Source organism: uncultured Leifsonia sp. (genome assembly GCF_945957465.1).
GTDB lineage: Bacteria > Actinomycetota > Actinomycetes > Actinomycetales > Microbacteriaceae > Leifsonia.
In genome coordinates, this window is sequence record NZ_CAMFLC010000015.1 from 1 (window position 1) to 22,817 (window position 22,817).

Genomic DNA, 22,817 nt, shown 5'->3' on the forward strand with positions numbered 1-22,817 from the left:
CGGCCGCTGAGGGGCGAGTAAGCGCCCTTATCCGGCCCGTTTGGGGGCACTTGCGCGCCCTTCGGGCGCCCCTCGGGCGCCTCTCGCGCGCCCCTCACGTTCTTGCTCGGTGTCCGCAGCTGCGGCGGCCGCTGAGGGGCGAGTAAGCGCCCTTATCCGGCCCGTTTGGGGGCACTTGCGTGCCCTTCGGGCGCCCCTCGCGTTCTCGTGCGGTATCCGCGCTCGGCTAAGGGCGCGCAAGCGCCCTTATCCGGCCCGCTTGGGGGCGCCTGCGCGCCCTTCGGGCGCCCCTCGCTCGTCCCTCGCTCGCCCCTCGCGTTCTTGCGCGGTGTCCGCAGTGGGCCGCGGCCGCTGAGGGGCGAGTAAGCGCCCTTATCCGGCCCGTTTGAGGGCGCCTGCGCGCCCTTCGGGCGCCCCTCGAGGCTCGAGGGAGATTCGCGGCAAAACCAAGTAGTGGTCGGTTTATGATGGAGCACTACCCGTGACGCCCATTGGAGTGCGAATGACCGACACCGACCAGACCGCCAGCCCGGCCCAGACCCCCACCCCGGCCCAGACCCCCACCCCCGCCCCGACCCCCGAGGTCGACCTCCGCTACCGCGACCCCTCGCTCCCCATCGCGGAGCGCGTCGAGAACCTGCTCGCGCAGATGACGCTCGAAGAGAAGGCCGGGCTGTTCTTCCAGACGATGATGACCATCGGCGAGGGCGGCACGGTTGCCGGTCCCGTCCCGGCGTTCGGGATCGCGGACAGCACCGAGATGATCCGCGACCGCCACATGACGCACTTCAACGTGTTCGGCGCCGCGAGCACCGCCGCCGAGATGGCGGAGTGGCACAACCGGGTGCAGGAGGTCGCGGCGAGCACGCGGCTCGGCATCCCGGTCACCTTCTCCACCGACCCGCGGCACTCGTTCAGCGACAACCCGCTCGCCGCGATGATGGCCGGCCCGTTCTCGCAGTGGCCCGAGACCATGGGCCTCGCCGCGATCGGCGACGAGGAGCTCGTCGAGCGCTTCGCCGACATCGCGCGGCAGGAGTACACCGCCGTCGGCATCCGCGTGGCCCTGCACCCGCAGATCGACCTCGCGACTGAGCCGCGCTGGGCGCGCCAGGCCGCCACCTTCGGCGAGGACCCGGAGCTGACCTCCCGGCTCGGCGCCGCGTACATCCGCGGCTTCCAGGGCCCCGAGCTCGGCCCCGACTCCGTCGCCACGATGACCAAGCACTTCCCGGGCGGCGGTCCGCAGAAGGACGGTGAAGACCCGCACTTCCCGTACGGCCGTGAGCAGGTCTACCCGGGCGGACGGTTCGAGACGCACCTCAAGCCGTTCGAGGCCGCTTTCGGGGCGGGCACCAGCCAGATCATGCCGTACTACGGCATGCCGGTCGGCACCGAGTACGAGGAGGTCGGCTTCGGCTTCAACAAGTCGGTCATCACCGGCCTGCTGCGTGAGCGGTACGGCTTCGACGGCATCGTCTGCACCGACTGGGGGCTGATCAGCGACGGCGAGATCGGCGGCGAGCCGTTCCCGGCGCGCGCGTGGGGCGTGGAGCACCTGTCGGCGCGCGAGCGGATGCTGAAGGTGCTCGAGGCGGGTGCCGACCAGTTCGGCGGCGAAGCCGTCCCCGACCTGCTCGTCGACCTCGTGCGCAGCGGCGAGCTGGCGGAGGAGCGGCTCGATGTCTCGGCGCGGCGGCTGCTGCGCGAGAAGTTCCGCCTCGGCCTGTTCGACGCGCCGACGGTCGACCCGGCGCGCGCCGCCGCGGTCGTCGGCAACGCCGAGTTCGTGGCGGCCGGCGAGGCCGCGCAGCGCGCCTCCGTGACGCTGCTGAAGAACGACGACGTGCTGCCGCTCGCCCGCGGTGCGAAGGTTTTCGTGCGCGGCTTCGAACCGGAGGCCGTCGCCGGCTATGCGACGGTCGTCGACCGCGTCGAGGACGCCGATGTCGCTCTCGTACGACTCCACGCGCCCTACGAGCAGCGCACGACGATGTTCGAGAACTTCTTCCACGCGGGCTCGCTCGACTTCGGCCAGGAGACGGTGGACGAGGTGCTCGCGATCGCCCGCGCCGTTCCGACCGTCGTGCAGGTGTTCCTCGACCGGCCGGCCATCCTCACGCCCCTCGCGGGGGAGGTCGCTGCGATCGCGGCGGACTACGGTGCGAGCGCCTCGGCCCTGCTCGACGTGCTGTTCGGGGAGGCCGCGCCGAAGGGTCGGCTGCCGTTCGACCTCCCGTCGTCGATGGAGGCCGTGGTCGCCGGCCGCCCGGACGTCCCGTTCGACACCGCAGACCCCCTGTTCCGGTTCGGCCACGGGCTGGGCTACGGGCCGGCCCGATCGGCCGACGTCGGCATTCAGTAGGTTCCGAGCGTTCCCCCTGGTCGCCCCGCGGTAGCGGGCGTACAGTGCCCGTTCCGTGGGGCGATCAGGGAATCTTTCCCCCGCGTTCACGGTTATGTCAGATGGCATAATCCCGCGACGATCTCGAAGGAGGGATGACATGGCACGGAGGATCGAAGAGCTCGAGGACGAGACCGGCGCAATCATCAAGTACAGAAGGCACGCGAACGGCAGAGGACTCGTCTCGCCGGCGGCCCGCGTCGCCGAGTCGGCACACATCGAGCCGAGCGCCTATGTGGAGGCGGACGCCCGCATCGGGCTCGACGCCTACATCGGTGCGGGCAGCTGGATCGACAGCGGGGCGACGATCGGCGACCGCACGTTCGTGGGCGCCAACGTCCACGTCGGCAAGGGGTGCGTGGTCGGCAGCGGCGTGCGCATCGGCAGCAACGTGAAGATCGGCGAGAACGCGATGATCGGCAACGGGGCGCGCGTCGAGCGCGACGAGCAGGTGCCCGCGGGCGCTGTGATCGAGCTGCGGGGAGTTACGGCGGCCCGGGCGTCGCTCGCAGCCCCGCCGCGTGGAGCCCGAATCACACGCCGAGCAGCCTGATCGTTGTCGACATCCGCTGACCAGGCGGATGCCGATTTGGAGCTTCCCACAAACGGCCCGCGGACCCCGCGGGCCGTTTTTGTAGCCGCGGCACCGACGGTTTCCGCGCGCGAGCCGGCCGTCGTAGCGTGGCGAGCACCGTAGAGAGATCGAAGAGGAAACTCATGGTTGACACTGCCGAGCGCACCACCCCGAAGACCCCCGACTCGTCCGTCCAGGACTCCGCCGCCTCCGCTGCGGAAGCGGCCGCAGCCGCCACCGCACCCGGCGGCGCCGCACCGCGCGTCGACGTCGAGGCGCTGGGCCGCCAGCTGCTGGGCCGGTGGGCGGACGTGCGGCTGGCCTCCCGAGAGCTCTCCGCACGTCCCGAGCTGCAGAAGGTGGAGGGCCTCTCCGTCGCCGACCACCGCTCGCGCGTGTTCGAGCAGCTCAAGCTGCTGGTCGAGAACGGGCAGGTGCATCGCGCGTTCCCCAAGTCGGTCGGTGGCGGCGAGGACCACGGCGGCAACATCGCGGCGTTCGAGGAGCTCGTGGCGGCCGACCCGTCGCTGCAGATCAAGTCGGGCGTGCAGTGGGGCCTCTTCGGTGCCGCCGTCCTCCACCTCGGCACCGAGCACCACCACCAGACCTACCTGCCGGCGATCATGTCGCTGGAGGTGCCCGGCGCGTTCGCCATGACCGAGACCGGGCACGGCTCCGACGTCGCCGCGATCGCCACCACGGCCACATACGACCCCGAGACCCAGGAGTTCGTCATCGACACCCCGTTCCGGGGAGCGTGGAAGGACTATCTCGGCAACGCGGCGGTCGACGCCACCGCGGCGGTCGTGTTCGCCCAGCTGGTCACGCAGGGCGTCAACCACGGCGTGCACGCGTTCTACGTGCCGATCCGCGACGCGAACGGCGACTTCCTCCCGGGCATCGGCGGCGAGGACGACGGCCAGAAGGGCGGCCTCAACGGCATCGACAACGGGAGGCTGCACTTCACCGGCGTGCGGATCCCGCGCACCGACCTCCTCAACCGCTACGGCGATGTCGCGGAGGACGGCACCTACACCTCGCCCATCGCGAGCCCGGGCCGTCGCTTCTTCACCATGCTCGGCACGCTCGTGCAGGGCCGCGTCTCGCTCGACGGGTCCGCGACCATCGCGGCCAAGATCGCTCTGAAGATCGCGATCACCTACGCCGACCAGCGCCGCCAGTTCACCGCGGGCAGCGACACCGACGAGGAGGTCATCCTCGACTACCAGCGTCACCAGCGCCGCCTCCTCCCGCTGCTGGCCACGACGTACGCGGCAGGGTTCGCGCACGAGGTCTTCCTGGGCAAGTTCGACGACGTGTTCAGCGGGACCGCAGACACCGACGCCGACCGGCAGGACCTCGAGACGATCGCGGCGGCGCTCAAGCCGCTCAGCACCTGGCACGCGCTCGAGACGCTGCAGGAGGCGCGCGAGGCCTGCGGCGGCGCCGGCTTCCTCACCGAGAACCGTCTCACCTCCCTGCGTCAGGACCTCGACATCTGGGTCACCTTCGAGGGCGACAACAACGTCCTCCTCCAGCTGGTCGCCAAGCGCCTGCTGACCGACTTCAGCCGCAAGTTCGCCAAGGCGGACGCGGGTGCGCTCGCCCGCTATGTCGTGGTGCAGGCGGCCGGCAAGGCGTACCACGGAACCGGCCTGCGCAGCGTCGGCCAGACGGTGCGCGACTTCGGTTCGACGGCCCGTTCGGTCAACTGGCTGCAGGAGTCGGCGACGCAGCGCGAGCTGCTGACCGACCGGGTGGAGACCATGATCTCGGAGATCGGAGGGCGCCTCCGCCCGGCCTCCAAGCTCGGCAAGAAGGCCGCCGCCGACCTGTTCAACTCGCAGCAGAACGAGCTGATCGAGGCGGCGCGCGCACACGGCGAGCTGCTGCAGTGGGAGGCGTTCACCGAGGCGCTGGAGCAGGCTCCGGACGCGGGGACCCGGCAGGTGCTCACCTGGCTCCGCGACCTGTTCGGATTCGGGCTGATCGAGAAGCACCTGGCCTGGTACCTCATCCACGGCCGCCTGTCGCCGCAGCGCGCCCAGGCCGTCTCGGCGTACATCGACCGGCTGCTGACGCGTCTGCGCCCGCACGCCGTCGACCTCGTCGACGCCTTCGGCTACGGCCCCGAGCTCGTGCGCGCGAAGATCGCGAGCGGCGCGGAGGCCGAGCGCCAGGCCGAGGCGCGCGCCTACTACGCCGAGCATCGCGCCGCCGGCACCCTCCCGACCCCCGAAAAGTCCCCGAGCAAGCACCGCTGACCCCGGGTCTCGACATTCGTGACGAATGTCGGCATTCGTGGCACGAATGTCGCGATTCGTGACGAATCCGCATGCGGCGCGGGGTGCGCGACTCGTGACGAATGTCGGCGAGGCGCGCCGGGCGCGCCGCAGCGGGGGCTACAGGAGGCCGAGGGCGCGGACGGCGTCGCGCTCGGCGACGAGCTCGGCGACCGACGCGTCGATGCGTTCGCGCGAGAACGCGTCGATGTCGAGGCCCTGGACGATCTCCCACCGGCCGTCGACGCCGCGCACCGGGAACGACGAGATGAGCCCCTCCGGGACGCCGTAGGACCCGTCGGAGACCACGGCGGCCGAGGTCCAGTGCGCGCCGGTGCCGTGCACCCAGTCGTGGATGTGGTCGACGGCGGCGCTCGCCGCCGACGCCGCGGACGAAGAGCCGCGCACGGCGATGATCTCGGCGCCGCGGTTGGCCACGCGCGGGATGTATTCGTCGGCCAGCCAGGCCTCCTCGACGAGCTCGGTGGCCGGGCGGCCGTAGACCGTGGCGTGGCTGAGGTCGGGATACTGGCTCGCGGAGTGGTTGCCCCAGACGATCACGCCATCGATCGCCGAGACCGGAACGCCGAGCTTGGCAGCGAGTTGAGCGACCGCGCGGTTGTGGTCGAGCCGGGTCATCGCGGTGAACCGCTCGGCGGGGATGTCGGGGGCGTGGGCGCTCGCGATGAGGGCGTTCGTGTTGGCGGGGTTGCCGACGACCAGGACGCGGACGTCGTCCGCCGCTCCCGCGTTGAGCGCGGCGCCCTGCGGCCCGAAGATGCCGCCGTTCGCCTCCAGCAGGTCGGCGCGCTCCATCCCGGCGGTGCGGGGCCGCGCGCCCACGAGCAAGGCGACGCTCACGCCGTCGAAGGCGGCGCCGGCGTCCTCGGTGACGTCGACCGAGTGCACCAGCGGGAAGGCGCCGTCCTGCAGTTCGAGCGCAGTGCCGTCGGCGGCGGCGCGGCCGGCCGGGATCTCCAGGAGCCGCAGCCGCACCGGAACGTCCGGCCCGAGCAGCTGGCCGGAGGCGATGCGGAAGAGGAGGGCGTAGCCGATCTGTCCACCGGCGCCGGTGACGGCGACGGTCACGGGGGTGGTCATGCTGCGAGCCTAGCGCCGGTGTCGGTTGCGGAGGAGTTTCGGAGGCGGAGCCCGCCGATCCGCAGTCAACGGAGGAGTTGCGGCGGTTGGAGGGCTGGATGTCCTCCGCTGCCGACTGCTGGCCGGCCGCACGGCGGTGTCGGTAGCGGAGGAGGTGGGGCTCTGCCGGGGTCGCAACTCCTCCGTTGGCTGCGGATCGCCGGAGCCGGGGCCGGATTTCCTCCGTTGGCTGCGGGTGTGCCGGCGCCGGGCGCGCGCCGCGGCGGTGCGGGCACGCCCGCACCGCTACAGTCTCACCATGCGCAGCCTCTACCCCGAGATCGAGCCGTACGAGAGCGGGATGCTCGACGTCGGCGACGGACAGCAGGTGTACTGGGAGACCAGCGGGAACCCCGAAGGCAAGCCGGTGGTGTTCCTGCACGGCGGCCCGGGCGGGGGCACGACGCCCTCGCATCGCCGGCTGTTCGACCCCGAGCGGTACCGGATCGTCCTGTTCGATCAGCGCAACTGCGGCCGGAGCCTCCCGCACGCGAGCGACCCCGACGCCGACCTCTCGGCGAACACCACGTGGAACCTGGTGGCCGACATGGAGAACCTGCGCGAGCATCTCGACATCGACCGCTGGCAGGTGTTCGGCGGCTCGTGGGGGAGTGCTCTTGCGCTCGCGTACGCCGAGACGCACGCCGAGCGGGTCTCCGAGCTGATCGTGCGCGGCATCTTCACGCTGCGGCCGGCCGAGCTCGACTGGTTCTACGAGGGCGGAGCCGCCGCCCTGTTCCCCGACCTCTGGGAGGGCTTCCTCGAGCCCGTCCCCGAGGAGGATCGCGGCCACCTCATGCGCGCGTACGGCCGGCTCCTCGCCGACGAGGACCCGGCGGTGCACGGCCCGGCCGCCGTCGCCTGGTCGCGCTGGGAGTCCTCCACGATCACCCTGCTGCCCCGGCCGGAGGTCGTCGAGAGTTTCACGGAGGAGAAGTACGCGGTCGCCTTCGCACGCATCGAGAACCACTACTTCATGAACGGGGGATGGTTCGAGCCGGATCAGCTGATCCGCGACGCCCACCGGCTGGCGGACATCCCCGGGGTGATCGTGCAGGGCCGCTACGACGTCTGCACGCCGGCGATGACCGCGTGGGACCTGCACCAGGCGTGGCCGCAGGCCGACCTGCGGATCATCCCCGACGCCGGGCACGCCTACGACGAGCCCGGCATCCTGGATGCTCTGATCGAGGCGACCGACCGCTTCGCCGATCGCTGAGGCTCGCGGCCGTCGGGCCGCACCCGAACGTCGCCGTGGAGGGGTAACCCGCCCGGACGCCCCCTGTTGGGGGGTGAGCGACGATCGGGATTTTGTGACAATCTCTCAGATATGAGCAAAGCTCAATCTGTGGGAATCAGCGCCGGCCGCCGGCGCACGGTGCTGACCGCGACCGCCGTCGCCCTCGTGGTCCTGCTGTTCGCCTGGGTCTCGTTCGTCGTGAGCCAGCCCGCTCGCGCCGACCAGGGGTGCAACGCCGCGCCGAACCCGATCGTCTGCGAGAACGCGCTCGCCGGAACCGATCCGTCCGTGTGGGATGTGAGCGGCGCCGGCGATTCCGACATCCAGGGCTTCTCGACCGACATCAGTGTCAACATCGGCGGCACGATCGGCTTCAAGATCAACACCAGCGCCCGGTCCTACACCATCCAGATCTTCCGCACCGGCTACTACCAGGGCCTCGGCGCGCGCAAGATCGCAGACGTCACCCCGTCCGCCACGCTGCCGCAGACGCAGCCGGCGTGCTACTGGGACCCGACGGTGGAGCTCACCGACTGCGGCAACTGGGCGCAGTCGGCGTCGTGGACGGTCCCGCCGTCGGCGGTGTCCGGTGTCTACATCGCCCTCCTGCACCGCAACGACAACGGTGACGAGAGCCAGATCACGTTCGTCGTGCGCAACGACTCGAGCCACTCGGATGTCCTGTACCAGACCTCCGACCCGACCTGGCAGGCCTACAACACCTACGGCGGCTCGGACTTCTACCAGGGCGCGGCGAACGGCCGTGCCTACAAGCTCAGCTACAACCGCCCGATCACCACCCGCGGCGACAACTCGGGCCGCGACTTCTACTTCAGCGCCGAATACCCGGAGGTCCGCTTCCTGGAGAAGAACGGCTACAACATGTCGTACTTCAGCGGCGTCGACACCGATCGGTACGGATCGGAGCTGCTCAACCACAAGGTCTTCCTCTCGGTCGGACACGACGAGTACTGGTCGGCGAAGCAGCGCGCCAACGTCCAGGCCGCCATCGACGCGGGCGTGAACGCGCAGTTCCTCTCCGGCAACGAGATGTACTGGCACACCCGCTACGAGTCGTCGGTGGCCGGCACGGCCACGACCTACCGGACGCTGGTGACCTACAAGGAGACCTGGGCGAACGCCAAGATCGACCCGACGCCGGAGTGGACGGGGACCTGGCGCGACCCGCGCTTCGCCTCCCAGGCCAACGGGGCGGGCATGCCGGAGAACGGCATCACCGGCACGATGTACATGTCCAACTTCTCCGACCTGCCGATCACCGTCACCGCCGCGCAGGGCAAGACGAGACTCTGGCGCAACACCTCCCTCACGTCGATGAGCGCAGGCACCACGACGGCGCTGGCCGCGCACACCGTCGGCTACGAGTCCGACGAAGACGTCGACAACGGGTTCCGGCCCGCCGGACTGGTGGACCTGTCCACGACGACCGGTGCGGTGCCGCAGTATCTGCAGGACTTCGGGAACACCGTCGTCCCCGGAACGACCACCCACCACGTGACGCTCTACCGCGCGCCGAGCGGAGCACTGGTCTTCTCGGCCGGCACCGTGCAGTGGTCGTGGGGTCTCGACGCCACACACGACGGAGCGGGCGCCGCGGCCGACCCGCGGATGCAGCAGGCCCAGGTGAACCTGCTGGCCGACATGGGTGCGCAACCGGGCACCCTCCAGTCGGGCCTGGTCGCCGCGACCGCGAGCAGCGACCACACCGCGCCGACCGTCGCCTTCACGGCGCCGGCATCGGGCGCGTCCATCGCCAACGGAGCCTCGGTCACCGTGACCGGCACCGCTGCGGACGTCGGCGGCGTCGTCGCCGGCGTCGAAGTGTCGACCGACGGCGGTACGAGCTGGCATCCCGCGACCGGGACGACCTCCTGGTCGTACACCTACGTGCAGAACGGGCTCGGATCCCGATCCATCATGGTGAGGGCGACCGACGACAGCGCCAACACGTCGTCGGCGAGCTCTCGCGCCATCACGGTCACCGGTCCCGCGACGATCTTCGGGCCGTCCGCACCGGCGGTCGCCGACGCGGGCGATGCGTCCGCGGTCGAACTCGGCCTGCGGTTCACCGCCAAGCAGAACGGCTTCATCACCGGCGTCCGCTTCTACAAGAGCGCGGCGAACACCGGCACCCACACCGGCTCGCTGTGGGACGCCTCCGGCAACCGGCTCGCGAGCGTGACCTTCACGAACGAGTCGGCCTCCGGCTGGCAGTCGGCCAACTTCGTCTCCCCCGTCTCCGTCACAGCCGGGACCACCTACGTCGTCTCGTATTCGGACCCGGCCGGTCACTACACGTCGATCCCGAACGCGTTCTCGTACCGCGGCCCCACGGACAACGTCTTCGCGGTCGCGGGAGGCTTCGGCTCGCCGAGTCCCGGTGTCTACAGCACGAGCGTCGGAACGTTCCCGCAGGCCAGTTACCAGAGCTCGAACTACTACGTGGACGCCACCTTCTCGACGGTCGACAACTCCCCGCTGGTCGCGACAGCGCAGTGGCCGCTGCCCGGCTCGTCCAGCGTGTCGCTCTCGACCACGATCGGCACGGTGATGTCGAAGGCGGTCGATCCCGCGAGCATCGCCTTCACGGTGAAGGACTCGCTCGGGAACACCGTGGCCGGCAGCGTCGGCTACGCGGCCTCGACCAGGACGGCCACCTTCACCCCGTCGGCGGCGCTGAACGGGTTCGTGACCTACAGCGTCTCGGTCACGGCCAAGGACACCTACGGCACGGCGCTCTCCGGCGGCGGCTCGTGGAGCTTCCTCACCGCCAAGCCCGATCCGGTTCCCGGAGTCTGCCCCTGCAGTCTGTACTCGGACTCGGCCGTCCCCTCGGTCCTCCAGGTCAGCGACTCGCCCGTCACGCTCGGCGTGAAGTTCGCCAGCTCGGCCGCCGGCGCGGTCACCGGCATCCGGTTCTACAAGAGCTCGGGCAACACCGGCACCCACGTCGGCACGCTGTGGAGCGCGTCCGGACAGCAGCTCGCGACCGGTACCTTCACGAACGAGTCCACTGCGGGCTGGCAGACGCTGACGTTCTCCTCGCCCGTGAACATCTCGGCGAACACGGACTATGTCGTGTCGTACAAGACGCCGACCGGGTACTACTCGGTGACGCCGGGCGCCTTCTCGGGCTCCGGGATCAGCAACCCGCCGCTGACGGCGGGGACGTCGACCGGCATGTACACCTACGGCAGCGGGTTCCCGTCGAACACCTCCACCACCAGCTACATGGTCGACGTCGTCTTCACCAAAGCTCCGTCGCCGCTCGCCGTGGTGTCCGAGTCGCCCGCGAGCGGCGCCGTCGAAGTCGATCCGTCGAGCACGATCTCCGCACAGCTGTCGTCCCCGCTGGCGAGCGGGTACTCGCTGACGGCGGCCGTCGGCAGCACGGCGATCTCGGGCACGACCTCGCTCTCGAGCGACGGGACGACCGTCACCTTCACCCCGGCGGCCGCACTGCCGGCCGGCGCGGTGGTGACCGTGACGCTCTCCGGACTGAAATCCACTCAGGGCTCGACACTGGGCACGCAATCCTGGTCGTTCACGGTCAAAGCCGCGACGGTGGTGAACTACACGCTGCTGGGAAGCGCGACACCGACCGTGTCCGACGCGACGGACGACTCGTCGGCCGTCGAGCTCGGGATGAAGTTCGTCCCATCGCAGGACGGCACCGTGTCCGCCATCCGCTTCTTCAAGGGCAGCGGCAACGTCGGTACCCACGTCGGCTCGATCTGGTCGTCGACCGGGACCAAGCTGGCCTCGGTGACCTTCACCGGCGAGACCTCGGTGGGCTGGCAGACGGCGCAACTGGCGACCCCGCTCGCGGTCACCGCCGGCACGACGTACGTCGTGTCCTACCTCGCTCCGCAGGGCAACTACGCGTACACGCCGGGCGACTTCGCCCAAGCGAAGGCGAGCGGCCCGCTGACCGCTCCCGCCGGGGCCAACGGCGTCTACCTCTACGGTGCGTCCGGCGGCTTCCCGACGTACTCGTACGGGTCGACGAACTACTTCGTCGACATCGTCTTCGCACCGTCCGCGGGCAGCGGGTCCGGCGGCACCACGACGACGGGCGGGACCGGAGGGACGAACCCGGCGGCGGGCGTGTCGATCTTCCCGAGCACTGCGGTGCCGGCGAACACGGCCTGGCAGGACACCGCGCCGGTCCAGCTCGGTGTGCGGTTCACCTCCACCGCCGCGGGCACCATCACGGGCATCCGCTTCTACAAGGGAGCGGGGGACACCGGAACGCACACCGTCTACCTCTGGTCGGCAGCCGGAGTGCAGCTCGCCACCGCGGTTTCGAGCGGTGAGACCGCCAGCGGCTGGCAGGACGTCTACTTCACGTCGCCGGTGGCCATCACGGCCAACACCGAGTACCGGGCGTCGTACTACACGACCAACCTCGCCTACGCCGTCGACCCCGGTGGACTGACCGACCCGGTGGTGAACGGCGTGCTCTCCACGATCGCGACGGGAGGCGCCTACGTCTACGGCACGGGCTTCCCGAGCAACACGGCGACGGGCAACTACTGGGTGGACGTGCACTTCGTGGCGTCTCAGTAGAGCTTCACAATCCACGGGACCCGACCCGAACGGGTCCCGCTGACAAGAAAGGTGCTGGGGGCACTCATGGAAAGACAACTGCGAATCGCGGTGATCGGCGCCGGCTACTGGGGTCCGAACCTGGCCAGGAACTTCTCGGCCGGGCCGGACTGGCAGCTCGTGGCCATCTGCGACCTGGACCGCGAACGGGCGGAGGCTCTCGCCGCCCGCGTCGGCGGAGTCGACGTCGTCACGGATGTGGACGAACTGCTGGCGAGGGACGACATCGACGCCGTCGCGATCGCGACTCCCGCCCGGACCCATCATGGGCTCGCGATCAAGGCGCTCGCCGCGGGCAAGCACGTCATGGTCGAGAAGCCGCTCGCCGACGCAGGCGAACGAGGCCGTGCGATGGTCGACGCGGCGGCGGAGAACGGTCTGGTGCTGATGGCCGACCACACCTACTGCTACACGCCGGCGGTGCTGAAGATCCGCGAGCTGATCGAGGAGGGGGCGCTCGGCGACATCCTGTTCATCGACTCCACCCGGATCAACCTCGGTCTCATCCAGCCCGATGTCGACGTGTTCTGGGATCTCGCCCCGCACGACCTGTCGATCATCGACTTCATCCTTCCCGGCGGTCTCCGCCCGCGCACGCTCGCCGCGCACGGCGCCGACCCGCTGGGAGCCGGCAAGTCGTGTGTCGGCTACCTGGTGCTGCCGTTGCAGGACGGCGCCATGGCGCACGTGCACGTCAACTGGCTGAGCCCCACCAAGATCCGGCAGATGGTCATCGGGGGGACGAAGCGCACACTCGTCTGGGACGATCTGAACCCGCAGCAGCGCATCAGCGTCTACGACCGAGGGGTCGACTTGAGCCTCCAGGCCGTCGACGGGGTCGAACGCACCGCTGCCACCGTCTCCTACCGACTGGGCGACACCTGGTCGCCCGCGCTGCCGGAGCGCGAGGCCCTGGGCCAGATGGCGGCCGAGTTCGCCGACAGCATCCGTTCGAAGCGAGCTCCACGCACCGACGGCTCGGCGGGGCTGCGGGTGCTGTCCGTCCTCGAGGCGGCGAGCCGGAGCGTGGCCTCCGACGGCGCCGTCGTCGACGTCGAAGAGGTCGCAGACCTCGAGCGCCTGGCGAGTGCACGGTGACCGCGCTGGCGGGAGCCGACGTCCTCGTCACGGGAGGCGCCGGCACCATCGGCTCGCAGATCGTCGACCAGCTCCTCGACGCGGGAGTCGCCCACGTCGACGTGCTCGACAACCTGGTCCGCGGGCGGCTGGCCAACCTGGACGACGCGCTGGCCTCCGGGCGGGTGACGCTGGTGGAGGGCGATCTGCGCGACCGTGACCTCGTGCACGACGTCACCCGCGGCAAGGACCTCGTCTATCACGAGGCGGCCATCCGCATCACGCAGTGCGCGGAGGAGCCGCGGCTGGCACTGGAGGTGCTGGTCGACGGCACCTTCAACGTCTACGAGGCGGCGGTGGAGCACGGCGTCGACAAGCTGATCACCGCGTCGTCCGCCTCCGTCTACGGCCTCGCGGAGGAGTTCCCGACCTCCGAGCGCCACCACCACCACAACAACGACACGTTCTACGGCGCGGCCAAGTCGTTCAACGAGGGGATGCTGCGCAGCTTCCGAGCGATGAACGGCCTGGACTACGTGATCCTCCGCTACTTCAACGTCTACGGACCGCGGATGGACGTGCACGGGCTCTACACCGAGGTGCTGGTGCGCTGGATGGAGCGGATCGCCGACGGGAAGCCGCCGCTGATCTTCGGCGACGGCCTCCAGACGATGGACTTCGTCTTCACGCGCGACATCGCCAGGGCCAACCTGCTCGCCGCGACCGCCGACGTGCAGGAAGGCTTCTACAACATCGCGAGCGGGACCGAGACGAGCCTGCTCGGGCTGGCCGAAGCGCTGCTGGAGGCGATGGGCTCCGACCTCGAGGTCGAGCACGGGCCGGAGCGCGCGGTCAACGGCGTCACGCGCCGGCTCGCCGACACGTCGGCGGCGCAGCGCGACCTCGGCTTCACGGCGGAGGTGCCCCTCGCCGAGGGCCTGCGCGAACTGGTGGACTGGTGGCGGCCGCTGCGCGAGGAGATCGCGGCCGGACGGGCGATGGTGGCGTCGTGAACCGCATCAACGTCATGAAGCCCTGGCTCGGCGAGGAGGAGATCGCCGCCGTCGCGGAGGTGATCGCGTCGGGGTGGGTCGCTCAGGGCCCCCGTGTCGCGCGCTTCGAGGAGGCGTTCGCCCAAGCGATGGGCGCCGAGCACGCCGTCGCGACATCGAACTGCACGACCGCCCTGCACCTCGCACTGGTCGTGGCCGGGGTCGGACGGGGCGACGACGTGGTCGTCCCGTCCTTCTCCTTCATCGCGACCGCCAACGCGCCGACGTACGTCAGCGCCCGCCCCGTCTTCGCCGACGTCTCGGCGCGTACCGGAGATCTGACCGCCCAGACCGTGCTCGAGGCGCTGACACCGCGCACGCGTGCGGTGATCGCGGTCGACCAGGGCGGCGTTCCCGTCGATCTGGATGCCATCCGCTCCGTGTGCGACCCCCGCGGCATCGTCGTGATCGAGGACGCGGCCTGCGGCGCGGGCTCGACCTATCGAGGCCGTCCCGTCGGCGTCGGCGCGGACGTGACCGCCTGGTCCTTCCATCCGCGCAAGCTGCTCACGACGGGTGAGGGAGGCATGCTCACCACCTCGAACGCCGACTGGGCCGAACGCGCCCGCCGGCTGCGCGAGCACTCGATGAGCGTGTCGGCCTCCGATCGTCAGGCCAGCATTCTCGCCCCTAAAGAGGAGTACACCGAGATCGGCTTCAACTACCGGATGACCGACCTGCAGGCGGCGGTGGGGCTGGTGCAGCTCGGACGCCTCCCGCAGATCGTCCAGCGGCGCAGAGAGCTCGCGGCCAGGTACGCCGAGCTCCTCGCCGACATCCCCGGTCTGCGTGCGGTGGCCGACCCGCCGTGGGGGACGGGGAACTTCCAGTCCTACTGGGTCGAGGTCGAGCCGTCGTTCGGCGCGTCCCGGGAGGACACGATGGAGGTCCTCGCGCGCGCGGACATCTCGGCTCGCCGCGGCATCATGGCCGCGCACCGGCAGCCGGCGTACCGCGACGTGGACACCGGATCGGTTCCGCTGCCGGTCACCGAACGACTGACCGATCGGACCCTGATCCTGCCGCTGTTCCACGAGCTGACGGACGCGGAGCAGCTGCGCGTCGTGGATGCGCTCCGCGACGCGGCCGAGCTCCGGGGTGCGGCATGAGGGATCTCGTCCTGATCGGCGCGAGCGGCCTTGCGCGCGAGGTGATGGCGATGCGACGGGTGGGGACTCGGGTCATCGGCGTCCTCGACGACGACACCGCCCTGCACGGGCACACCATCGGCGGCGTCGAGGTCTTCGGCGGCCTCGAACTGGCGGCCGGGCTGCCGGGCGAGTTCGCCGTCTGCGTCGGCGCGGGCGCGGGGCGTCGGCGCATCGTGCAGCGCCTGGCCTCGATGGGCATCGGCCCCGAGCGCTTCCCCACCCTCGTCGACGAGGCGGCCCACCTGTCGGACAACTCGCTGGTGGGTGTGGGGAGCATCATCCTGGCCGGCTGCGTGCTGACGGCGGACGTGGTCGTCGGCCGTCACGTGGTGCTGATGCCGAACTGCACGCTCACGCACGACGACATCGTCGACGACTACGCCACCTTCGCAGCGGGCGTCGCCGTCGGCGGGGTGGCCCGCATCGGCGAGGCCGCCTACCTGGGCATGAATGCATCCGTCCGCCAGCACGTCTCGATCGGGGCGGGCGCCACCATCGGGATGGGCGCCGTCGTGCTGAGCGACGTCCCGGGCGGACAGACCTGGGCGGGGGTTCCCGCACGAGAACTGGGGGTACGGCTATGAGAGTTCCGCTCGTCGATCTGATCGCGCAGAACACGGAGACCGGCGCGGACATCCGCGCCGCGGTCGACGGCGTCTTCGAGACGGCGTCGTACATCGGCGGCGGAGACGTGGCCGCGTTCGAGCGGGAGTACGCGGAAGCGACCGGTGCCGGATACTGCGTCGGCGTCGGCAACGGCACCGATGCGCTCGAACTCGCGTTGCGCGCCGCCGGGGTGACCGCGGGCGGCGAGGTCGTCCTCCCGGTCAACACGTTCATCGCCACGGCCGAGGCCGTCTCGCGCATCGGCGCGGTTCCGGTCTTCGCCGACGTCGACGACGAGCACCTGCTGCTCGATCCCGCGGCCGCTGCCGCGGCGGTCACGTCCCGGACCCAGGCCGTCGTCCCCGTGCACCTCTTCGGACAGGTCGCGCCCGTCGGCGCGATCCGCGACGCGCTCGGGGCCACCGGCATCCCGATCGTCGAGGACGGTGCGCAATCGCAGGGTGCCGAGAGCGCGGACGGCCGGGCCGGAAGCCTCGGGCTCGTGGCCTCCACCTCGTTCTATCCCGGCAAGAACCTCGGCGCCGCCGGGGACGCCGGGGCGGTCACCACCGCGGACCCCGAGATCGCCCGCACCGTGCGGCTGATCGGCTCGCACGGAAGCGAGCACAAGTACGTGCACGAGGTGGTGGGGTTCAATTCCCGGATGGATTCGCTCCAGGCCGCCGTGCTGCGGGTCAAGCTCCGCCATCTCGCGGACTGGAACCGCCGCAGGCGCGTCGCCGCCGCCCGCTACGACGCGCTTCTCGGCGGTCTGGAGGGCGTGCGGCTGCCGCGGAGCGCGCCGGGCAACCTGGACGTCTGGCACCTCTACGTCGTCCGGGTCGACGATCGCGACCGGGTGCTCTCCCGGCTCAACGACGCCGGCATCGGCGCGGCCATCCACTATCCGACCCCGCTGCACCTGACGGCGGCGTATCGGGGGCACGGGCCGGGGGTCGGCGCGTTCCCGGTCGCGGAGGCCGCCGCCGGGCGCATCCTCTCGCTTCCGCTCTATCCGCACATCACGGCGGACCAGCAGCAGTTCGTGGCCGAGGAGCTCGCGGCAGCGCTGCGCTGATACCCCAAAGCGGGGGTGATTATTGCTCATTTTCTGCCACGGGCCTCGCGGGCTGCACGATAATGAGGACTATTCAGTTTGACGGATCGCGAGCCGTGCCGGCGTCGCGCCGTCCGGCCGGCAGGAGAGCGGATGGGCCCCAGCATCGTGGTCGTGGGCGGAGGCATTCTCGGCCTGGCGGTCGCAGCGCACGCGGCACGGCGCGGAATCCGCGTCACCCTCCTTGAGAAGGAGGACGGCTGGGCCGCGCACCAGACGGGCCACAACAGCGGGGTCGTCCACGCCGGCCCGTACTATCGGCCCGGCTCCCTCAAGGCGCGCATGTGCGCGGCGGGCAACGCGTCGATGCTCGCGTTCGCCCGTGATCACGGGATCCCGCACGCCGTGCCGGGCAAGCTCATCGTCGCGACCGACGACGGCGAGCTCGACGGACTGCACGAGCTGCACCGGCGCGCGGTCGCCAATGGTGTTCCGAGCCGCCTGATCGGCGCGGACGAGGCCTCGGAGTACGAACCGGAGGTCTACGCGGTCGAGGCGCTGAGGGTCGAGACGACCGGCATCATCGACTATCCGGCGGTCTGCCGGGCCTTGGCCGACATCGCCCGAGAGCACGACGCGGACCTGCGCACGGGCGCGAAGGTCACCGCGATCCACGAGACGGCCGAAGGGATCGTCGTCGAGCACGCGGCCGGCGAGGTGCACGCCTCGCTCCTCGTGAACTGCGCGGGACTGCACGCCGACCGCATCGCGCAGCTCGCCGGGATCGAACCGGACGTGCGCATCGTGCCGTTCCGCGGCGAGTACTACGAGCTCATCCCGGAGCGACGCGCGCTGGTGCGCGGCCTCATCTACCCCGTCCCGGATCCGTCGCTCCCCTTTCTCGGCGTCCACCTGACCCGCATGATCGACGGCTCGGTTCATGCCGGGCCGAACGCCGTGCTCGCCCTCAAGCGCGAAGGGTACCGGTGGCGCGACGTGGATCTGCGCGATGCCGTGGACGCACTCGGGTATCCCGGCTTCCTGAGGATGGCGTCCCGCAACCTCGAGACCGGAGTGCGCGAGGTGGCGAGATCGGTGAGCCGATCGGCGTTCGCCGCCAGCCTGGCGCGACTGGTCCCGCGGATCGAGGCGGCGGACATCGTCCGGGCCGGCTCCGGCGTGCGGGCGCAGGCGGTGCGCCGCGACGGCTCCCTCGCCGACGATTTCGTGATCCAGCGCGCCGGCCACCAGCTCCATGTCCTCAATGCGCCTTCCCCGGCCGCCACGAGTGCGCTGGAGATCGCCGCGCATCTCGTCGCGGAGACCGGGGTCATGGCCTGAGATCCGCCCCCGTCGCCCCCCGGACGGGGGATGGGGGCCGCTCCAAAAGCCGATGTATTCTCACTTTTGTAGAGGTGAGAAAGAATCAGTTTCTTGATCGGATCAACGCTCTGCAACCCGAAGAAACCTGTGAAACCCGATGAGCAGGGACGAGTCGTAATGCACCAGAAGAGTTCCCAACACAGCGCCCCGCCAACCCCCGTGGCGCCGCGCGTTACGGCCGTCCCCCCCAGCGGAGCCGGCGGCGGCAAAGCCGTTCGAGACCACGGCTTTCCCCCAGCCGCCGCCGGTTCTGTCCACCTCCGCGACGAGTTCGTCGCCCCGACGCGCCGGGGCCGGCCATGACTGTCATCCGTCCGCGCACCGTCGCGCGCCCGGTCGGTGGCCGGCGCATCCGGGGCCGGACCGCCGCGCACGAACTCGACGCGCGGCAGCTGACCCCGGCGCGCCCCTGGGCGCACTCGTACCTGATGCGGTTGCGGATCACGGACACCGCGATCATCCTCGCCGCCATCAGCGCGGCGTTCATCCTCCGCTTCGGACCCCATGACGTCGCCGCGAGCGTGTCCGGCTTCCCCGTGCCCTACGTCCTGATCTCGCTGCTGATCGCCATCAGCTGGTCCGTCGCCCTCTCCGCGGGGCACACCAGAGACGCTCGCGTGTGCGGCACCGGGCTCATCGAGTACCGGCGCGTCGCTTCGGCCAGCGCCCTGACCTTCGGCCTGCTGGCGATCGTGTTCCTGGTCGGCGACATGCAGGTCGCACGCGGCTATTTCATCCTCGCGCTGCCCGCCGGCGCGCTCGCACTCCTGGGCAGCCGCTGGATGTGGCGGCGGTGGCTCATCGCCCAGCGCCGCTACGACCACTATCTGTCGCGGGCGCTCGTCGTCGGCGAGCGCGACGACGTGGGCTACGTCGCCGCGCAGATCCGGGCGAAGTCAGGAGCGGCATACCACATCGTCGGCGTGGCGACCGAAGACGGGGAACGCGACCTGATCGACGTGGGCGCCGAGAGCATCCCGATCGTGGGCGGCCTGACCGACGTCACCGACGCCGCGCGCCGACTCGGCGTGGACACGGTGATCGTCGCCGGCCAGCCGCGCGGGGGCAGCCGGTACATCCGCGACCTGGGCTGGGCGCTGGAGGGCACCGCGACGGACCTCGTGCTCGCATCCCGCCTCACTGATGTCGCGGGGCCGCGCATCCACTTCCGCCCGGTCGAGGGGCTGCCGCTCATCCACGTCGAGATCCCGCAGTTCGAAGGCGGCAAGCACGTCCTCAAGCGCATGCTCGACATCGTGCTGTCGGCAGCCGCCCTGATCGTGCTGGCCCTGCCCATGCTCATCGTCGGCCTGCTGGTGCGCCTCGACAGCCCAGGTCCCGCGCTCTTCCGTCAGGACCGCGTCGGTCGCAACGGCACGACCTTCAAGATGCTGAAATTCCGCTCCATGGTCGTCGACGCCGAAGCGCGGCTGGCCGCGCTCAACGACAAGAACGAGGGCAACGGCCTGCTGTTCAAGATGAAGGACGACCCGCGCGTCACCCGGATCGGCCACATCATCCGCAAGTTCTCGATCGACGAGTTCCCGCAGCTGTGGAACGTGCTCGTCGGCGACATGAGCCTCGTCGGGCCGCGACCCCCGCTTCAGCGCGAAGTCGAAGGCTACGAGAGCCACGTCCACCGCCGCTTGTACATCAAGCCGGGTCTCACGGGGATGTGGCAGGTCAACGGGCGCTCCGACCTCTCCTGGGAGGAGAGCGTGCGGCTCGACCTCTATTACGTGGAGAACTGGTCGCTCACCGGCGACCTGGTGATCCTCTGGCGCACGGCTCGCGTGCTGCTGCATCCCACGGGCGCCTACTGAGGGCGCCGACCACCCGACCGACACGAGCGACGACCTGGGGGCGACGCCGATGACCACCATCGCAACGACAAGAACGCCGAGACCGGATCCGGCCGCGGCGCCACCGACCATCGCGCCGACGGCGGACGTCGACGCACGAGCGGCGATCGGGAACGGCACGCAGATCTGGCACCTGGCCCAGGTCCGCGAAGACGCCCTGGTCGGCTCCGGCTGCGTCCTGGGCCGCGGAGCGTACGTCGGACCGGGCGTGCGCATCGGGAACAACTGCAAGCTGCAGAACTACGCGCTGGTCTACGAGCCGGCGGTGCTCGGCGACGGGGTCTTCGTCGGTCCGGCGGTCGTGTTCACCAACGACGTGTTCCCCCGGGCGGTGAACCCGGACGGCACGCGCAAATCGGCGGACGACTGGGATGCGGTGGGGGTGACCGTGCTCGAGGGCGCGTCGATCGGCGCACGCGCCGTCTGCATCGCACCCGTGCGGATCGGGCGCTGGGCATTGGTGGCGGCCGGTTCGGTCGTGCGATCCGACGTCCCGGACTTCGCCCTGGTCGCCGGAGTCCCTGCCCGCCGGATCGGCTGGGTGGGAGAGGCCGGTCTCCCGCTCGTGGACGAGGGCGGCGGCCGCTGGCGCTGCCCGCGCACGCACGCGCGATATCGCGAGAACGACGGCATCCTGATCCGGGAGGCCGAGCTCGCATGAGAACGCCATCGCACCGCACCTGGATCATCCTGGGGCTGTCCGCGGCCGCGGTCATCGCCGGCGGAGCCTTCGTGCTCTCGCAGACTCCGGCTCCGGCACCGGTTCCCGCCGCCGCGACCGCTCCCGCCGCGACGTCGTCGCCCGGCCAAGCAGCGAAGCAATCGGGCTCCGCCGGTGCGACGACGGGACCCGCCGCGCCTACCACCCCGCCCGCCGCCAGCAAGCGGTTCACCACCGAGGTGCTGCCCGCCTCGCCGGCGACGAAGCCCGCGCTCCCGCCCACCACCGCGCTCCCGTACCCGGTGAAGGCGCCGCTGCCGGCGTCGGCGTCCGCGGTCGGCAAGCTGGCCGCCGGCTACCCGGCGTCCGTGCTCCCGCAGGCGCCGGGGTCGACCATCTCGACCAGCTCGGTGGCCGTGCAGAGCGGTCACCTGCAGGTGACGCTGACGGCGGGATCGACCCAGCAGGTCACGGACATCGTCGCGTTCTATCGCGCCGCGCTGGCGAAGTACGGCATGTACGACAGTGCTGCGCCCGCGTTGTCCGGCGGCACGTCGACGCGTTTCGTGCGCGACGGCAACTCGGTGACCCTCACCGTGACGCCCGCCAAGGGCGGCACCACCTATGTTCTCTACGGTGCGTTCACGGCTGCGGACTGACCGAGCATCGTGCAAGATGAACGCATGAAGCCGGGACGACTCCGATGGCTGCTCGCGGCGCTCACGGTCGTGCTCCTGGCCGGTGCAGTCGTCTACGCCGGAATCGCCATCGCGGGGTACCAATCGCGCGCGACCGCGACCGGCGAGTCCACTCCGAGGCCCACGCTTCCGGCCGGGCAGCTGCTGGTCTTCCGCGACACATCGCCCGGAGCCCACTACGGCGAGGTGGCGTCCGTGCCGCTGGCCGACCCGTCGGCGAAGCGGACCGACACCGGGCTGCTCTGCGACCGCGTGTACGCGACACACGAGAACCTGATGTGCCTGCACACGGACACGGGGACGCACACGAGCTTCCAAGCGACGCTCTACGACGCCGGAGGAGACCGGCTCCGGAGCTGGCCGCTACCCGGCTTCCCCAGCCGCACGCGCATCTCGTCCGACTCGTCGCTCGTGGCCCAGACGTCCTTCGTCACCGGGTCGTCGTACGGCACGGCGGGTTTCTCGACACAGACGACGATCTCGGCCGTGAACGGGATCGACTACGGGAACCTGGAGGCTTTCCAGCTGCTGGTGGACGGGCGGAAGATCACCGGCGACCGCGAGATCTGGGGGGTGACGTTCGCCTCCGACGACAACACGTTCTTCGCGACGGCGATGTCGGGCGGCCGGATCTGGCTCGTGCGGGGCAACCTGCGCGCGCGTGCCCTGGTGGCCGTCAAGGACGGCGCCGAGTGCCCGTCGCTGTCGCCCGACGGCACCCGGGTCGCGTACAAGAAGAACATCTCCACCACCGCCGTCAAGCACTGGACGCTCGCCGTCCTGGACTTCGCCACCGGGGTCGAGAAGGAGCTGCCCATCCCGTCGTCGGTCAGCGTCGACGATCAGGCGGAGTGGCTCGACGACGGGACGCTGCTGTACGGCCTGGCCGACCCGAAGGCCCCGGGCAACAGCACCGTCTACGCGGTCAAAGCCGACGGCTCGGCGCCACCCAGGGTGTTCCTGGAGCATGCCTGGTCACCGTCGGTCGTGCGCTGAGCCGG

Annotated in this window: 16 protein-coding genes; 15 read left to right on the top strand and 1 reads right to left on the bottom strand. The window is 70.6% G+C overall.

The genetic code is table 11. The annotated features are described in order from the left end of the window. Positions 1 to 502: 502 nt before the first annotated feature. The 3 genes from Q0Q23_RS08820 (at position 503) to Q0Q23_RS08830 (ending at position 5,242) form a co-directional block, all read left to right on the top strand. Positions 503 to 2,365, top strand: a complete 1,863-nt coding sequence (locus Q0Q23_RS08820; protein WP_295122143.1) for a glycoside hydrolase family 3 protein — start codon at positions 503 to 505, stop codon at positions 2,363 to 2,365. A 139-nt stretch (positions 2,366 to 2,504) separates the two neighbouring features. Next, complete coding sequence (locus Q0Q23_RS08825; RefSeq protein WP_295122145.1) at positions 2,505 to 2,957, top strand: DapH/DapD/GlmU-related protein; 453 nt, start codon at positions 2,505 to 2,507, stop codon at positions 2,955 to 2,957. 164 nt (positions 2,958 to 3,121) lie between these two features. Next, positions 3,122 to 5,242 (top strand): acyl-CoA dehydrogenase, encoded by a 2,121-nt coding sequence (locus Q0Q23_RS08830; protein ID WP_295122147.1) that lies wholly within the window; start codon positions 3,122 to 3,124, stop codon positions 5,240 to 5,242. Positions 5,243 to 5,380: 138 nt separating this feature from the next. Here the strand turns inward: Q0Q23_RS08830 and Q0Q23_RS08835 are convergent, their stop codons facing one another. Continuing rightward, positions 5,381 to 6,361: a malate dehydrogenase gene (locus Q0Q23_RS08835; RefSeq protein ID WP_295122149.1), complete on the bottom strand. Its 981-nt coding sequence runs from the start codon at positions 6,359 to 6,361 to the stop codon at positions 5,381 to 5,383. 298 nt (positions 6,362 to 6,659) lie between these two features. Here Q0Q23_RS08835 and pip point away from each other — a divergent pair, with 298 nt between their 5' ends. The 12 genes from pip (at position 6,660) to Q0Q23_RS08895 (ending at position 22,812) form a co-directional block, all read left to right on the top strand. Then, complete coding sequence (pip, locus tag Q0Q23_RS08840; protein WP_295122151.1) at positions 6,660 to 7,619, top strand: prolyl aminopeptidase; 960 nt, start codon at positions 6,660 to 6,662, stop codon at positions 7,617 to 7,619. Between the two features lie 129 nt (positions 7,620 to 7,748). Continuing rightward, positions 7,749 to 12,230 carry a DUF4082 domain-containing protein gene (locus Q0Q23_RS08845; RefSeq protein WP_295122153.1) on the top strand — a complete coding sequence of 1,494 codons (4,482 nt, stop codon included), beginning with the start codon at positions 7,749 to 7,751 and terminating at the stop codon, positions 12,228 to 12,230. Positions 12,231 to 12,296: 66 nt separating this feature from the next. Next, complete coding sequence (locus Q0Q23_RS08850) at positions 12,297 to 13,367, top strand: Gfo/Idh/MocA family protein (protein ID WP_295122156.1); 1,071 nt, start codon at positions 12,297 to 12,299, stop codon at positions 13,365 to 13,367. Beyond that, the gene (locus Q0Q23_RS08855; protein ID WP_295122158.1) at positions 13,364 to 14,359 is read left to right on the top strand and encodes an NAD-dependent epimerase/dehydratase family protein; all 996 of its coding nucleotides are present in this window, start codon (positions 13,364 to 13,366) and stop codon (positions 14,357 to 14,359) included. The genes Q0Q23_RS08850 and Q0Q23_RS08855 overlap by 4 nt, the downstream gene beginning before the upstream one ends. Positions 14,360 to 14,373: 14 nt before the next feature. Further along, complete coding sequence (locus Q0Q23_RS08860; RefSeq protein WP_295122269.1) at positions 14,374 to 15,507, top strand: DegT/DnrJ/EryC1/StrS aminotransferase family protein; 1,134 nt, start codon at positions 14,374 to 14,376, stop codon at positions 15,505 to 15,507. Next, positions 15,504 to 16,133, top strand: a complete 630-nt coding sequence (locus Q0Q23_RS08865; RefSeq protein ID WP_295122160.1) for a NeuD/PglB/VioB family sugar acetyltransferase — start codon at positions 15,504 to 15,506, stop codon at positions 16,131 to 16,133. Before Q0Q23_RS08860 ends, Q0Q23_RS08865 begins: the two co-directional genes overlap by 4 nt. Next, on the top strand, positions 16,130 to 17,233 hold the full coding sequence (locus tag Q0Q23_RS08870; protein ID WP_295122162.1) for a DegT/DnrJ/EryC1/StrS aminotransferase family protein: 1,104 nt from the start codon (positions 16,130 to 16,132) through the stop codon (positions 17,231 to 17,233). The genes Q0Q23_RS08865 and Q0Q23_RS08870 overlap by 4 nt, the downstream gene beginning before the upstream one ends. 132 nt (positions 17,234 to 17,365) lie before the next feature. Continuing rightward, a complete protein-coding gene (lhgO, locus tag Q0Q23_RS08875) occupies positions 17,366 to 18,553 on the top strand; it encodes an L-2-hydroxyglutarate oxidase (protein WP_295122165.1) in 1,188 nt (395 codons plus the stop codon). A gap of 341 nt (positions 18,554 to 18,894) precedes the next feature. Next, a complete protein-coding gene (locus Q0Q23_RS08880; RefSeq protein WP_295122167.1) occupies positions 18,895 to 20,418 on the top strand; it encodes a sugar transferase in 1,524 nt (507 codons plus the stop codon). Between the two features lie 49 nt (positions 20,419 to 20,467). After that, entirely contained in the window at positions 20,468 to 21,118 is a 651-nt protein-coding gene (locus Q0Q23_RS08885) for an acyltransferase (protein ID WP_295122169.1), read from the top strand. Then, positions 21,115 to 21,777, top strand: a complete 663-nt coding sequence (locus Q0Q23_RS08890; protein ID WP_295122171.1) for a hypothetical protein — start codon at positions 21,115 to 21,117, stop codon at positions 21,775 to 21,777. The genes Q0Q23_RS08885 and Q0Q23_RS08890 overlap by 4 nt, the downstream gene beginning before the upstream one ends. Before the next feature lie 24 nt (positions 21,778 to 21,801). Continuing rightward, the gene (locus Q0Q23_RS08895; RefSeq protein WP_295122173.1) at positions 21,802 to 22,812 is read left to right on the top strand and encodes a hypothetical protein; all 1,011 of its coding nucleotides are present in this window, start codon (positions 21,802 to 21,804) and stop codon (positions 22,810 to 22,812) included. Positions 22,813 to 22,817: the final 5 nt, after the last annotated feature.